The following is a 15,345-nucleotide window of genomic DNA, read 5'->3' as shown; positions in this document are numbered from 1 at the left end:
AGCTTCCTTCACACCACAGTTATATTCTTTCCAATTAATTTGGGTTATTCACTTCTTAAATATTTTTCAAGGCTATATCGCGAATGACTATTAATAAAGCTATTATTATAAAAACCCTCTCCTTTAAAGAAGAGGGTTCTCCACATTAGTTTGCTACGATGTTAACAAGCTTTCCTGGAACAGCGATCACTTTTCGAAGGGTTTTACCATCGAGTTGGTCTTTAATCTTCTCGTGCTCTAGTGCAATTTCCTGCATTTCGTCACGTGATGCTTCAGCAGGGATCGAAATTTTAGCGCGAAGCTTACCATTGATTTGAACAACAATTTCAACTTCATCCACTGTCAGCTTGCTTTCATCAAACATTGGCCAGTTAGCATATGCAAGAGTTTCCTCATGTCCAAGTGCCTGCCATAGTTCTTCTGCAAGGTGTGGCGCAATTGGCGAAAGTAATTTGACTAACCCTTCCATCAAGTTAACTGAAACAGTTTCCTGCTTATATGCCTCATTCACGAATACCATCATTTGTGAAACAGCAGTATTAAAACGAAGACCTTCCATATCTTCCGTGACTTTCTTAACCGTTTCATGGTAGACGCGTTCCATTTCCTCAGTAGGGGCTGCTTCTGTAATAGAGGAATTCTTAATATCACCCTCACCATACAAACGCCATACCCGATCAAGGAAACGACGTGCACCATCAAGTCCATTATTCGACCATGCAATGGATCCTTCAAAAGGTCCCATGAACATTTCATAAAGGCGTAGCGTATCGGCACCGTGACTTTCAACAATTTCATCTGGGTTAACAACGTTTCCTTTAGACTTACTCATCTTCTCATTGTTTTCGCCAAGTATCATACCCTGATTCCGAAGACGCTGGAATGGTTCCTTGGTAGGAACGACTCCAATATCATAAAGAACCTTATGCCAGAAACGTGCGTAAAGCAAGTGCAGAACCGCATGCTCCGCGCCACCAATGTACATATCAACTGGAAGCCAATCATTAAGCTTCTTTGGATCTGCCAGCATTTCATCGTTATCAGGATCGATATAACGTAAGTAGTACCAGCAGCTTCCAGCCCATTGAGGCATAGTGTTCGTTTCACGACGACCTTTTTTACCTGTTTCAGGGTCAACAACGTTTAACCAATCTTCAATATTCGCAAGCGGTGATTCACCTGTTCCTGAAGGTTTAATTTCATCCGTTTCTGGAAGGACGACAGGGAGATCTTCTTTTGGAACAGCACTCATTGTGCCATCCTCCCAGTGAATAATTGGAATTGGTTCGCCCCAGTAACGCTGACGACTAAAGAGCCAGTCGCGCAAACGATACGTGATTTTTTTAGTTCCTTTTTCATTTTCCTCTAGCCATATAATGCTCTTTGTGATCGCTTCTTCCTTCTCAAGACCGTTTAAGAAGTCGGAGTTTACATGTAGACCGTCTTCAGTATAGGCTTCTTGTGAAACATCTCCGCCATCTACAACCTCTTTAATTGGTAGTTCAAATGTGGTTGCGAATTCATAGTCTCGCTCATCATGAGCAGGGACCGCCATAATCGCACCTGTTCCGTAGCTCATTAAGACATAATCAGCGATCCAGATTGGAAGCTTCTCATTATTAATTGGGTTGATCGCATAGGCGCCTGTGAACTCACCAGTTTTCTCTTTGGAAAGCTCAGTTCGCTCAAGATCAGATTTGGTTTGAACTTTTGATCGGTACGCTTCTACTTTAGCTACTTGATCAGTTGTCGCAATTTGATCAACAAGCGGATGTTCAGGGGCAAGCACCATATAAGTGGCACCAAATAATGTATCAGGACGAGTGGTGAAGACGTCAATCGCTTCATCGTGATCAACGATCTTAAACGTAACTTCTGCTCCTTCAGATTTACCAATCCAGTTGCGCTGCATCTCTTTAATGCTATCTGACCAATCAAGTTCTTCTAGATCTTCTAGCAAGCGATCCGCATATTCCGTAATCTTCAGAACCCATTGTTTCATTGGTTTACGCACAACCGGGTGACCGCCGCGCTCACTTTTCCCATCAATAACTTCTTCATTCGCAAGAACCGTACCAAGCGCCGGACACCAATTCACGGCTACCTCATCAACATATGCAAGACCTTTTTCGTACAGCTTTGTAAAAATCCATTGTGTCCACTTATAATAACGAGGATCCGTTGTATTGACTTCTCGATCCCAATCATAAGAAAAGCCAAGCTCTTTAATTTGTCTTCTAAATGTATCAATGTTCTTCTTCGTAAAATCACGCGGGTTATTTCCTGTATCAAGTGCATATTGCTCTGCCGGAAGGCCAAATGCATCCCATCCTATTGGGTGAAGTACATTATACCCCTGCATACGCTTCATACGAGATAAAATATCCGTTGCTGTATATCCTTCTGGGTGTCCAACATGTAACCCAGCTCCAGATGGGTAAGGGAACATATCAAGGATATATACTTTCTCACCTTTTGCATCATTTTCAGTCTTAAATGTTTTCTTCGTTTCCCAGTAGTGTTGCCACTTCTTCTCAATTGTTTTGTGATCAAATGCCACTGTCACTCTCTCCTTCCAATCCTTACAGAAAAATAGAAAAACCTCCCATCCCCGTTGTTCATCAACAGGGACGAGAGGTTGAGAATCTGATGTTCACAATCACCCGCGGTACCACCCGGCTTAGTGCTAGAAACAGCACTCACTTCAGACCTTTAACGCAGGCATACGGGTTACCTTACTCCATTCAGGTTTCCGATTCAAAGGCGAGTTCATAAAGTTCTATGTTAACTTTCACCAGGCGTTAACTCTCTAGTAATAGAATCTTTATTACTATTCCTTATCATAATCTTTAGTTTCGTTAGTTAAGTATATAATTTGTATTGTATGAAGACTTGTGAAGATTGTCAAGAACATTATCAGAATAGACGATGTTTTTGTTTTTTATACATCTAAAGAAAGCACTTCCCCTTGAGGTTAATGATTTTGATAACAGTAGCTAACCTATAGCTTATAAGTAAAAAAATAACGCACCATTATCAGTGCGTTATCCCTCTCTATGCTTCTTCTGACTTGCTGATTTGTCTTTTGAATGTGGTTTGTCTTTCTCTTCTTGTTGTTCCTCTTTCAAATCTTCAAGCGGAATCGCATCGACATTCATTTCTGTTTCATCCTGATCAAGCTGATTTTCTTCTTTATCTGGAAGTTGTTCGGGGTTATTCGTTTTCCCTTTTTTATGACGCTTTTCATTATCTGCCATGTGATCACCTCTTAATTGAGTATAGTAATATGTACCACGCACCATATATCCCCAAACGTAATTACACTCATTTGGCGTATCAGACTGGACATGATAAACTTTTTCTATCTACTATTACACGGGTAATGGGTCCCAGGAGAGGAGTCCAAATGGACAGACAAAGAAATGACATCCCCACTCATTTCGCTTCAGAAAAACGTTACTATACCTTTAACAATTACTTACGCACGAAATTTGGTCATAAAGTAATGAAAGTTTCCTTGGACGGGGGCTTTGATTGCCCCAACAGGGATGGAAAAGTGGCTCACGGCGGCTGTACATTTTGCAGCGTTAGTGGATCTGGCGATTTTGCTGGTGATCGACGGGATGATCTTGTCACTCAGTTTCATGCTATTAAAAACAGAACGAATGAACGGAAATGGAAAGGCGCTAAATACCTGGGTTATTTTCAAGCCTATACAAATACATACGCCCCTGTTGAGGAACTACGGGAAAAATTCGAAGTAATTCTAAAGCAGGACGATGTTGTCGGTCTTTCAATCGCAACAAGACCTGATTGCTTACCAGATGATGTGATAAACTACCTTGCCGAGCTTAACGAGCAAACGTTTCTCATGGTTGAACTCGGCTTACAAACCGTTCATGATCAGACTGGCGACTTAATTAACCGCGCCCATGACTTTAAGTGTTATATAGAAGGTGTGGAAAAACTCCGAAAACATAACATTAATGTTGTCTCCCATATTATTAACGGTCTACCTGGGGAAACAACAGAGATGATGATGGAAACTGCCAGTACAGTTGCTCAGTTAGATGTTCAAGGTATCAAGATTCACCTTCTTCATCTTCTTAAGAACACAGCTATGGTTAAACAATATGAAAAAGGAATGCTCGACTTCCTAGACCAAGAAACCTACGTTAATCTAGTTGTTGATCAACTGGAAGTACTACCACAAGACATGGTGATTCACCGGATAACGGGTGATGGGCCCCCTGATTTATTAATTGGGCCAATGTGGAGTATGAATAAATTCAGCGTATTGAATGCAATACAGGATGAGCTCATTAGTCGAAACAGCTGGCAGGGTAAATTTTTCACGAAAGAAAGGATCAAAACAACATGACGCTTCAACGCATATTACCTTTTACAAGAACACTACTGGATGCCGTGCTCACGAAAGGTGACATTGCTATTGATGGAACTTGTGGTAATGGACACGATACCCTTTATCTCGCTGAATCCGTTTCAGAAACGGGGAAAGTATATGGGTTTGATATTCAGAAAGAAGCTCTAGAGTCAACTCACAAACGGCTTGAAGAAGCCGGTCAAACGGCTCAGGTCACATTGTTCCATAGAAGCCACGCTACTATAAATGATGTGATGGACACTGATGAAAAAGGGAAAGTAGCCGCGGCGATTTTTAACCTTGGTTATCTTCCAGGTGGAGATAAATCGATTGTGACAAACCCGGGGGAAACGCTTCAAGCAGTTACAAGGATACTTGACCTGCTACGCTCGGATGGACTACTTATTCTAGTCGTCTATCCAGGTCATCCTGAAGGAAAAATTGAAAGTAAATTGGTAACAGAGTTTACTTCACAACTGAATCAATCGCATTACCAGGTACTAAAATATCAATTCATCAATCAGGTGAATGAGCCACCCTATATTCTTGCCATTAGTAAAAAATAAGGCCGGTGTACTCGCACCGGCCTTCCGTTTCATAAAATTTTCATCGACTCAATATGTTCTTTCGTTTTCTCTGAGCCGAGCTTGTGAATAAGTGTATAAATTTGCTTCAAATGATCATCATAGTCGTCATTATTTTTATCTTCGTGATAGCTCATGGCCGGCACATGAGAGCGATAGAGCGAAAGACGACTATCTTTATCAGCAAGATCAAACAGTTCACTCAGTTTGAATACATCTTCCTCATCCGCATCAATTTCAAAATGATAGCCTGATGCCCCCTGATCTTCCAAAATTTCTCCTGAGCTCACTTCTACGTAATAACGCTTCTTCATGTAAAGAACCCCTTTCACAATCCTATAGGCTTCTTTTCTCACGAAACAGCGTATTTTATACCAATATTACTGAGAAGCTTTATGAAGTCTTCTGTACACCCAGCCATTAAAATAGAAAAAAATGCTTGATCGCCCACCATTCCGAATAATTTCCCTCGCTAATATACGGACGTCTTTTTGTGCCATTACTTTTCTGTCAGCAAGATAAATACCGAGTAACCCTCTGTTAATCAGGCGATGGAATGACGAGTGAGGAAGCCCTTCAACACTTTTATCAGCTTCCTTAATAAAGTGAGCAACTCGCTCAGCAAGCTCATCATTGTCTCTGTAATAAAAACAGAAATTCAAATCACCGCCAGCCCTGTCTTCCTCCTGATCAATGAAATAATCAAGCATAATATGAAGACCCTGCACCCATGGAAAGTAACCTTCTTTGATGACTTCTGTGCCACCTTCTGGGATCTTGTTACCAAGTGAATAGGAAACAAGACAGAATATGCCAAGAGTTGAACCTGCACATGCGGAGAATTCATTCCACGTCATATCTGGGAGCTGCTGTCTATGTTGTTCAAACCATCCCTGCAGTCTTGGAACACGATCTTCCTCCGTAACATGCTTATGTACTTGAAGGTCACAATAGTAATGACAGAGTTCAAGAAGAGCCGGTTGGACTTCTTCCTTGTTCGGCAATTCACGAATGACGCTCTGACATGTTTGTACTAGGGATAGGAGGTAGCCTCCATCGTTCTGTTCTTCTCTAAACCGGTAATAATCGTTTGAAGCTTCGATTTCAGGTGATAGAGCCTGATTCATCGATTCATGCAAAGCACTAAAGTCCGCTGGATCCAGTGAGGTACTTCGATCGCATAAATTATCCAGGTAATCGCTAATCGTTTGATAGGCGGCTATAAATGCAATCGACTTATCAATCTTGCCTCCTGCAAGAAGACCATAAATGGCTCCGCCTTCACAATGGAATGTTTTAGATTCGATACTATCGACTGCCTGTTTTCTTAGTTCTGGATCTGGGATTGCTTCAGCACGCTTCTTCCAATGTTCAAGCTCTTGATGTACCCTGGGTAATACACGCCTGTAAATACTATACATTAATGTCCAGGGATGATTTGGTACTTTCAAACAATTTCACTCCCATATCATTTATTTGCCGTCATGATCGTTTCTTTGTAAGTTAACATCTCAAGTTTTAATTCTACAAACGATCTGGCCGTTTTAAAAACCGCATCACGCTCCGGCTCATTAAATACTTCATGGTATAAACCATCCCACTCGCTATAAGCCTTATCTGTTAATGGTATTCGATTAAACCACGATACAACTGATTGTTTATCAACAATGCGGTCATCACCACCCTGCACCACGAGGAGAGGCTGGTTTGGAAAAGTCCTTGCTCCTTCACTAGCGATTTTAATCGCCTTTAAAAGTTCACGATACCACCTTACCGAAACTTTTTGGATCATTAGAGGATCATCCTGGTCACGCGCATGAAATTCTTTGTTTCGAGTCCCAATATTCGGTTGAAGTTTCGAATTTAATCTGAGCGACGGAACGATCGGATTTAACACTTTTGAAAGGATGTCTACTCCTTTATTAGGAGGATTCACAAGACCTACACATGGTGAAGAAAGAATCACACCAGTAAGCAAAAGTCGTTTTTCCATTATTGTACGAATTGATGCAAGGCCCCCCATACTGTGACCAAGTAAAAAAACAGGTAAATGAAACTCATGAGCTCGATTTATCCATTTTTCAATCGTTTCAATATATTGATCAAATGAATCAATATGCCCTCTTCTACGAGTACTTTCTCCTTGTCCTGGTAAGTCCCCAAGTACAACATGATAGCCCGATTCAATCCATTTTGAAACGAGCCAATCATAACGCCGATGATGCTCGTTAGCTCCGTGCACTAAAACGATCACTGCTTTTGCATACTCTGCTTCTTTAATCCTCATGTTAATAAGCCCCCTTATGTAGGTTCGAACAATTTGATACACTACTTTTGAAAAGGATTTCATCTATTATGAAAGAAAGTTGGGATTAGAATGATTTATGCTTACCGTGATAAAAAACCGAACATCCATGAAACAGTCTATATTGCGGATTATACTACCATTACAGGTGATGTGACAATTGGTGCACATAGCAGCATCTGGTTTAACACAACCATTCGTGGTGATGTGTCACCAACTGAGATTGGTTCACGAGTAAATATTCAGGACAATTGTGTACTCCATCAAAGTCCCAATAAGAAACTTATTCTCGAGGACGGCGTCACAATTGGACATCAAGTCATACTTCACAGTAGTATTATTCGTAAAAATGCATTAATTGGAATGGGCACGATTGTCCTGGATGGTGCTGAAATTGGAGAGGGAGCTTTTGTTGGAGCAGGGAGTCTTGTGCCTCCTGGAAAGAAAATCCCTCCGAATTCCCTCGCATTCGGAAGACCTGCAAAGGTTGTTAGAGATTTAACAGAAGAAGATATACTTGATATGAATCGAATTAGACGTGAGTATGTCGAGAAAGCCGCTTTCTATAAAGATCATAAACCTCTCTAGCAACAACGCATATTTCCTAAAGGATTGAGGAAAGTTAGCAATACAATCCTAATGGATAGAGGTGGCTTCTATGTACAAATTGACCATCGTTTTGATCGTGCTGGTCGTCATCACGCTTCTTATTGGGGCGTATATGACGTATCGACTTGGCCAAAATCAAAAAGGCGAGTACGATAATCAAGGAAATGCCCGAGTGAAATCATCTTTCTTCAGCAACCCGATTTTCCTCATCTATATTATTGCGGCTGCTCTTGCGATTGGATACGTTATTTATTTCACATTAGTTTAGTGAGAAGGATCAGGAAAATGTCCTGGTCTTTTTTTGTACGTGTGGGTTGGGAGTTAGTTTGAATAGAGCTACACAAAAATCGTGTTCCAATTCAAGAGTTCCAATACCTCCGTTTCTATACGCTCGGCTCCGCTTTTCTTAACAATTCTTTAAGATTTCTTTAATAGTACCACTAAATTTCTCCTATAAGATAGAAGTAACGCATAGGTTGAAGGGGGTTTATTTTTGAGCAAAGTAGTTGGGTGGCTTTATGAGAGGGAGTGTACGGTTTTTCGATTTGTGAATATGAAGTGTCATTCCAGGTATCTTACTTCTTTTTTCGGGCTAGTAACGCATGTTGGTGGCGCGCGGGCGACGATTATTAGTACGTTGCTATTATGCCTTTTATTGCCTTATCCTTATAAATACTGGGCGATTCAGAGTGCTTTTGCTCTGGCTTTGAGCCATATGCCTGTTCATTTAATTAAAAAGCACTATCCGAGACATCGTCCCTATCTTGCAATGCCTGATACGAAGATGCTTGTTTATCCCCTTAAAGATCATTCCTTTCCATCCGGCCATACGACTGCTTCATTTTCTGTTCTCACACCTTTTATTTTACATGTTCCCTCTCTTTCCCTGCCGCTAGCGACACTTGCCTGTCTTGTTGGGATGTCACGTATTTATCTTGGCCATCACTACCCATCGGATGTACTTGCAGGAATTTTACTCGGCGGCGGAAGTGGCATTCTGGCATTACTACTCTTTGGCTAACAAAAAGATTCGGGAGGGAAATTTAATGAAGTTAGCGCTTTTTACAGATACGTATTTCCCACAGGTAAATGGTGTATCACGTACGCTTGGAAGATTAACGACTTATATGGACCGACAGCATGTCGACTATATGCTATTTGCCCCGGATTGTCAGTCAGATGAAGACCTGTTTTCTAGCAATATTCATCGTTTCACGAGTATGGGGTTTTTCTTATACCCGGAATGTCGAATTGCACTACCTAAACTCACAACCATCCGTAAACAGCTTCAGGGATTTAATCCTGATCTACTCCATATTGCTACACCATTTAATATTGGCATGAGCGGAGTACATTATGGTAAAAAATTGGATATTCCCATGGTCGCTTCGTATCATACAAATTTCGATGACTATTTAAAGCATTATTACCTCGAATGGTTATCTCCATTCGTATGGAAATACTTGATGTGGTTTCACCAACCTTTTTCCTCCATTTTCGTTCCATCTATTGATACAAAAAAACGATTGACTCATAAAGGTTTTGATAATTTAAAGCTCTGGAGAAGAGGCGTCGATTGTGACCATTATACACCCGCCAGAAAAAACGCATCTATACGAGATCATTACAATATTAAAGAAAGATACATTCTATTGTTCGTTAGTCGACTTGCACCCGAAAAAAATCTTGAAACACTTCAGAAAATCATGTGGGCGCTCCCAGAAGAAATAAAACGCCAAACAAGATGGCTTGTGGTTGGTGATGGTCCTGCCATGCCTCAATTTAAAGAAAATCTCCCGGGGAATGTAACGTTTACTGGCTACAGGCAGGGTAGTGAGCTGGCTGAACTTTATGCCACGGCCGATCTGTTTGTTTTTCCTTCAGCTACTGAAACGTTCGGTAATGTAGCACTTGAGGCACTTGCTTCTGGAACACCGGTAATTGCTGCTAGAGCCGGAGGATTAACCGATGTGGTAGCTGGGGAGCGAAATGGAATTTTTTGTTCACCCTATAAAGAAAATGACTATACGGCCGCTATTACCCGTCTCCTCTTAGACGAAACAGAAAGAAAAATGATGGGATATGAAGGAAGACGGTATGCGCTCACCCAATCATGGGACGCCACCTTTGGAAGACTAATAGAAGATTACGAAACAACGATTGGAACGAAGAAAATCGCACAGTATGCGTAGAGAAAAGGAAGAGTAGCGATGAAGCTCTTTTATTAATGACTGAATTAAGCTCTCTACAAGATCTAAATTGGAGAATGTAAAGCATCTAAACCTGCCATTTACCATTACTTGTAGACGGCCATTATGTCTTAACTCTTGATAAAATGAGAGAGGTCGCTAACATCTATGACCTACCTCATTTATTGTTCGAGCGGTAGACCGAATATTTACAAATGACTTGGAGCCATTTCGGTTCAATCGGTTCAATGAATTAATATAGGCGCTCTGTGTAGCTTGTTTTAAGCGATTGAACAACTCGGTCATTAGGTATTTTCGCATGATCAGAGAGCATCCTGGAAGCTGGTGCGAGAGATTGAGTGACTGGCCATCGCTCCTGTACCCAGAGATGAGAGCGTTTGAACGCCTTTGCACAATGTATAAAGCACTCTTCTACTTCCACCCCGATACCTAGTAATGGTTCTTTCCCATTCACAGTACATGCTTCAAGAAGTTTTTTATTCTTCACAATGGAAGCCTTTCCATTCACCCGTAAGGTTTCTTCTCTCCCAGGAATCATAAATAATAGACCAACCTGTGGATTTTCAAGAATATTCCTTATCGAGTCTACCCGCTTGTTTCCCGGTCGCTCTGGAATAAGCAGATGCTTCTGATCAAGTACCTTAACAAATCCATGTGAATCACCGCGTGGAGACACATCACTCCCCTGTAATGAAGAACTAGCAATTGAGAGAAAGGGAGCATGAGCAATGAACGCTTCACAGTGCTCATCGATAAAAGGAATGACCTTATTTGCTGCAAGTTTGCTTGGCCCCCCAACAATATCTTCTAACTCTTGAACTGACTGAACCGTTTCTCCAAAAACTTCGTTCATTCATGATCACCTCTTCCAATAAATTCCTAAACTTCTTTCATTTTATCACACAGGAACGGCTATATTTTAAATTATGTTCTCTATATCAAAAAAAAGAAGCCCTGCGGCTTCTTTTCTTGAAATTTAAACTCCAGCACCCTGTTTGAGAGTGTCTGCACGATCAGTCTGCTCCCATGGTAGCTCAATGTCTGTACGTCCGAAGTGACCATAAGCAGCTGTTTGCTTATAAATCGGTCGACGAAGATCCAGCATTTTAATGATTCCTGCTGGACGAAGGTCAAAGTTCTCTCTTACAAGCTCAACGAGGCGTTCTTCAGAAACTTTCCCAGTTCCAAACGTATCAACCGCAATGGAAACTGGTTGAGCAACACCAATCGCATAAGCTAGTTGCACTTCACAGCGATCAGCAAGATCAGCCGCCACAAGGTTCTTTGCAACATAGCGTGCAGCATATGCAGCAGAACGGTCAACCTTAGTTGCATCCTTACCTGAGAATGCTCCACCACCGTGACGGGCATAGCCGCCATAAGTATCAACAATAATCTTTCTTCCAGTCAGCCCGGCATCACCTTGAGGTCCACCAATTACAAATCGTCCTGTTGGATTAATGAAATATTTTGTTTCATCATCAATAAGTTCAGCAGGTACAACAGGCTTAACCACGTACTCTTTAATATTACGTTGAATTTGCTCAAGTGAAACTTCAGGATGGTGTTGAGTAGAGACAACAATAGTGTCAACACGTACAGGTTTCCCAGCATCATCATACTCTACTGTTACCTGCGTTTTACCATCTGGGCGTAGGTAAGGTAGAATTTCTTCTTTTCTAACCTCACTCAAACGACGAGCCAATTTATGTGCAAGCGAAATAGGTAGCGGCATAAGCTCAGGTGTTTCGTTACAAGCGTAACCAAACATTAACCCCTGGTCTCCTGCTCCAATCTCGTCAATTTCATCATCGGACATCGTTCCTTCACGCGATTCAAGCGCTACGTTAACTCCCGCAGCAATATCCGCAGACTGCTCATCAATTGATGAAAGAACAGCACATGTCTCAGCATCAAAACCATATTTCGCTCGTGTGTATCCGATGGTTTGAATCGTTTCACGAACTACTTTAGGGATATCAACATAATGAGAAGTTGTAATCTCCCCGGAAACTAATACAAGGCCAGTTGTCACTGTAGTTTCACAGGCTACGCGCGCATTTGGATCATGCGCAAGAATATCATCTAGAATGGCATCTGAAATTTGATCTGAAATCTTATCAGGATGCCCTTCTGTTACTGACTCAGAAGTAAACAAACGACGATTACCCACTCAAGTACCTCCTTAAGGAATTGGATCCTATCTAATATTATGATGTAGTGTAATGGATACGGTACTTATTTCCCTATTATGCTTTGCCGAAACGAGAGAACGAATTCAATTTCTTATCGTTTATCCTTTTTTCTTTGCGTCATCAACCTCAATGACATTAAAAAAAGCCCTTCCCTATAAATTTTGAGGGAAAAGGAGCTGATATCTCATGCCTTTCGCCTCTTATCTTCCAAGACTATCGTCTTGCAGGTTAGCACCTGAATCCTTATGTATAGGAGTTGGTTGCTGAGCTTCATCGGGCCTGTCCCTCCGCCTGCTCGGGATAAGAGTATCCATTCTCGACATATAATAACGCAGTTAAAGGAATGTGTCAATTAGAAAAGCGAAGACGAGCGCTTAGAAAGAGATTGGAACTCATTCATGGGAACACGTTCTTGGTGTTCCTGTGAATGAGTGAAATATCGGAGTTTCTGCGAGTCGTAGCTGGATCCAACGAAAAGCGAAGACGAGCGCCTAGAAACGGAGATATTGGAACTCTTGAACTGGAAAGGAATTATCAGGACACCGAATGAGTAAAAAACACTCCCCCCTAAATACCAATAATCCCTCTAAAATTTTCTCTTCCTTATTAATAGAGTTCCAACTCAAACCTAAACAAATGTTTTCCGCCCTTTTTTTCACTTTTTATGCAAAAAATCCATAGATTAGTATAGAATAATTGAATAAATGTGTTATACTATTTTTGAGTTTAACACGTCAGTAATCGAAATATTTAATAAAGGATGGGTTTAACATATGAAAACAGCTTCCTTCTCCTCACCGTTATTGGATGCGATTCTAAATAAGAATAATCCGCATGTGAACTTATCAGTTTCTGAACTAATGGAGCACTCCCTCTTTAAAAATGAAGGGACATTATCATCAACCGGTGCACTTCGTGTGGAAACCGGTAAATACACCGGGCGTTCTCCCGGGGACAAGTTCATTGTAAATGAAGACTCCGCAAAGAACAAAATCAATTGGGAAACCAACCAATCCATTTCCGAAAAGAGTTTTGAAAACCTTTACACAAAAGTGCTGAATTATCTCGGTGAGAAAAAGGAACTCTATGTATTTAAAGGATTCGCTGGTGCTGACCAGTCCTCAAGATTGCCCATCCAGGTGATCAACGAATATGCGTGGCATAACCTGTTTGCTCATCAACTCTTCATTCGACCGAATGAAGCAGAATTAAAAGGCCATGAAGCTGAATTTACTGTTATTTCTGCACCAGGTTTCCAAGCCGACCCGGAAATAGATGGTACGAATTCTGAAACATTTATCATTATATCATTTGAAAAGCGCACTGTCCTTATTGGTGGAACCGAATATGCAGGTGAAATTAAGAAATCGATTTTCACTGTCATGAACTATCTTCTTCCTGAACGAAATATATTATCGATGCACTGCTCTGCTAACGTTGGGAAAGAAGGAGACGTTGCTCTGTTCTTCGGACTTTCTGGTACTGGAAAGACAACGCTATCAGCTGATGCGCATCGTTCACTCATTGGTGACGATGAACACGGATGGTCAATGAATGGCGTATTCAATATTGAAGGCGGCTGTTACGCCAAGTGCATTAATTTATCTAAAGAAAAGGAACCGCAGATCTGGGATGCGATCCGATTTGGAACTGTTCTTGAGAATGTCATGATGGATCACGGCACTCGTGAACCTGACTACGACAATACAAGTTTAACGGAAAACACACGGGCTGCTTATCCAATTGACGCAATCCCTAATATCGCCATACCGAGTGTTGCGGGTCATCCAAATACGATTATTTTCTTAACTGCTGATGCGTTCGGTGTGCTGCCTCCTATCAGCAAGCTTACAAAAGAACAGGCTATGTTCCACTTCTTATCAGGATACACAAGTAAGCTAGCTGGAACCGAAAGAGGAGTCACATCACCTGAAGCCACCTTCTCGACTTGCTTCGGAGCACCATTTCTACCTCTCCCTGCCTATCGTTATGCTGAAATGCTAGGAGAGAAAATTATGGAGCATGACGTACAAGTGTTTCTAGTGAATACAGGCTGGTCCGGTGGTGGATATGGCGTTGGTGAGCGAATTAAGCTATCTTATACTCGCGCAATGATTCAGGCGGCATTAAATGGAGAATTAGATCGCATTGAAACTGAAAGGGATTCAATTTTCGGGCTTCATATCCCGACTCATTGCCCGGGTGTACCTGCAGAAGTCCTACAGCCAAAACAAACCTGGGATGATAAAGAGAAGTATGATGAGAAAGCAAAAGATCTCGCAGCTCAATTCATCAAGAACTTCAATAAATTCTCGAATGTATCAGAAGAAATTAAGCAAGCTGGTCCAACCATTTAATCTGCGTTTGAAAAAGCACCTTAACGGGTGCTTTTTTCTATGTTAAACCAATGCAGAATAATAATTGTAAGTGAAAGCCAGAATCCTCCAGCACACCACCCAGCTAATACATCACTCATATAGTGAACTCTTAAATAGATACGACTAAAACCGATTAGACTTAATAACAGCACACCAGGTATTAAAATCCATCTCTCTTTTCTATAAGCTAGGTAAAACATGTATCCATAGAAGGCCATTGTAATCATCGCATGTCCACTTGGAAAGCTATATCCCCCTGCATCAATAAGCATTTCGACAGGCCTCGCCCTCTCCACATAGCTTTTCAACATTAGTGTAATGACTCTTACACCTAACAAATTAAACATTAATAGGATGATTTGATGTGGGCGTTTCCACCCAATCACCGCAAATAGAGCTATCAAAATCGGATATTGAATGTGGATTGAACCAATAAATGATAAAAATTCACAAAACTGAGTGAGCTCAGGCGTTTCCAACCTCGTAACTAAAGTTAAAACTGATCGATCCAATGAGTTTTCAAGAAATGGATGGATAAGGAATAAAATGACATACCCGATTGCAACGGCCACAAGTATTAATACTCTCATATCCCATTCCCCTTCTACATTTTCATATCGAACACACAATTTCCCAAAGCACATAGGCTATAGTATCTCAAACATGAGCCTATCTCATGT

15 protein-coding genes, 1 riboswitch and 1 other annotated feature are annotated in these 15,345 nt (G+C 41.2%); of the genes, 7 read left to right on the top strand and 8 right to left on the bottom strand.

The annotated features are described in order from the left end of the window. Positions 1-145: 145 nt before the first annotated feature. Both leuS and ABFG93_RS17095 read right to left on the bottom strand, forming a co-directional pair. Positions 146-2,560 (bottom strand): leucine--tRNA ligase, encoded by a 2,415-nt coding sequence (leuS, locus tag ABFG93_RS17100; protein WP_347549213.1) that lies wholly within the window; start codon positions 2,558-2,560, stop codon positions 146-148. A 63-nt stretch (positions 2,561-2,623) separates the two neighbouring features. Further along, positions 2,624-2,853 (bottom strand) — a binding site (T-box leader). Positions 2,854-3,044: 191 nt separating this feature from the next. Continuing rightward, on the bottom strand, positions 3,045-3,257 hold the full coding sequence (locus tag ABFG93_RS17095) for a hypothetical protein (protein WP_347549212.1): 213 nt from the start codon (positions 3,255-3,257) through the stop codon (positions 3,045-3,047). Between the two features lie 149 nt (positions 3,258-3,406). On the opposite strand from ABFG93_RS17095, the gene ABFG93_RS17090 reads away from it, so the two are divergent. Next, a complete protein-coding gene (locus tag ABFG93_RS17090) occupies positions 3,407-4,381 on the top strand; it encodes a TIGR01212 family radical SAM protein (RefSeq protein WP_347549211.1) in 975 nt (324 codons plus the stop codon). Beyond that, complete coding sequence (locus ABFG93_RS17085) at positions 4,378-4,950, top strand: class I SAM-dependent methyltransferase (protein WP_347549210.1); 573 nt, start codon at positions 4,378-4,380, stop codon at positions 4,948-4,950. The genes ABFG93_RS17090 and ABFG93_RS17085 overlap by 4 nt, the downstream gene beginning before the upstream one ends. 29 nt (positions 4,951-4,979) lie before the next feature. Here ABFG93_RS17085 and ABFG93_RS17080 read toward each other — a convergent pair whose 3' ends face one another. From ABFG93_RS17080 to ABFG93_RS17070, 3 genes are all read right to left on the bottom strand, one after another. Further along, the gene (locus ABFG93_RS17080; protein ID WP_347549209.1) at positions 4,980-5,282 is read right to left on the bottom strand and encodes a hypothetical protein; all 303 of its coding nucleotides are present in this window, start codon (positions 5,280-5,282) and stop codon (positions 4,980-4,982) included. A 66-nt stretch (positions 5,283-5,348) separates the two neighbouring features. Beyond that, complete coding sequence (locus ABFG93_RS17075; RefSeq protein ID WP_347549208.1) at positions 5,349-6,419, bottom strand: tetraprenyl-beta-curcumene synthase family protein; 1,071 nt, start codon at positions 6,417-6,419, stop codon at positions 5,349-5,351. Between the two features lie 17 nt (positions 6,420-6,436). Beyond that, entirely contained in the window at positions 6,437-7,255 is an 819-nt protein-coding gene (locus tag ABFG93_RS17070; RefSeq protein WP_347549207.1) for an alpha/beta hydrolase, read from the bottom strand. A gap of 90 nt (positions 7,256-7,345) precedes the next feature. Here ABFG93_RS17070 and ABFG93_RS17065 point away from each other — a divergent pair, with 90 nt between their 5' ends. From ABFG93_RS17065 to ABFG93_RS17050, 4 genes are all read left to right on the top strand, one after another. After that, on the top strand, positions 7,346-7,861 hold the full coding sequence (locus ABFG93_RS17065) for a gamma carbonic anhydrase (protein WP_347549206.1): 516 nt from the start codon (positions 7,346-7,348) through the stop codon (positions 7,859-7,861). A 70-nt stretch (positions 7,862-7,931) separates the two neighbouring features. Then, complete coding sequence (locus ABFG93_RS17060; RefSeq protein ID WP_347549205.1) at positions 7,932-8,150, top strand: hypothetical protein; 219 nt, start codon at positions 7,932-7,934, stop codon at positions 8,148-8,150. Positions 8,151-8,375: 225 nt separating this feature from the next. Then, positions 8,376-8,903, top strand: coding sequence for a phosphatase PAP2 family protein (locus ABFG93_RS17055; RefSeq protein WP_347549204.1), 528 nt, complete (start codon positions 8,376-8,378; stop codon positions 8,901-8,903). A gap of 25 nt (positions 8,904-8,928) precedes the next feature. Continuing rightward, a complete protein-coding gene (locus ABFG93_RS17050) occupies positions 8,929-10,074 on the top strand; it encodes a glycosyltransferase family 4 protein (RefSeq protein ID WP_347549203.1) in 1,146 nt (381 codons plus the stop codon). Between the two features lie 250 nt (positions 10,075-10,324). Here ABFG93_RS17050 and ABFG93_RS17045 read toward each other — a convergent pair whose 3' ends face one another. Both ABFG93_RS17045 and metK read right to left on the bottom strand, forming a co-directional pair. Further along, positions 10,325-10,945 (bottom strand): MSMEG_1061 family FMN-dependent PPOX-type flavoprotein, encoded by a 621-nt coding sequence (locus tag ABFG93_RS17045; RefSeq protein WP_347549202.1) that lies wholly within the window; start codon positions 10,943-10,945, stop codon positions 10,325-10,327. A gap of 123 nt (positions 10,946-11,068) precedes the next feature. Further along, on the bottom strand, positions 11,069-12,265 hold the full coding sequence (gene metK / locus ABFG93_RS17040; protein WP_347549201.1) for a methionine adenosyltransferase: 1,197 nt from the start codon (positions 12,263-12,265) through the stop codon (positions 11,069-11,071). Between the two features lie 219 nt (positions 12,266-12,484). Further along, positions 12,485-12,594, bottom strand: a riboswitch (SAM riboswitch). A 466-nt stretch (positions 12,595-13,060) separates the two neighbouring features. Between metK and pckA the strand changes: the two genes are divergently transcribed. Continuing rightward, a complete protein-coding gene (gene pckA, locus ABFG93_RS17035) occupies positions 13,061-14,644 on the top strand; it encodes a phosphoenolpyruvate carboxykinase (ATP) (RefSeq protein ID WP_347549200.1) in 1,584 nt (527 codons plus the stop codon). A gap of 20 nt (positions 14,645-14,664) precedes the next feature. Here the strand turns inward: pckA and ABFG93_RS17030 are convergent, their stop codons facing one another. Then, a complete protein-coding gene (locus tag ABFG93_RS17030) occupies positions 14,665-15,255 on the bottom strand; it encodes a phosphatase PAP2 family protein (protein ID WP_347549199.1) in 591 nt (196 codons plus the stop codon). Positions 15,256-15,345: the final 90 nt, after the last annotated feature.

The organism is Pseudalkalibacillus hwajinpoensis (assembly GCF_039851965.1).
GTDB lineage: Bacteria > Bacillota > Bacilli > Bacillales > Guptibacillaceae > Guptibacillus > Guptibacillus hwajinpoensis_E.
This window is presented reverse-complemented; position numbering and strand designations above follow the sequence as displayed.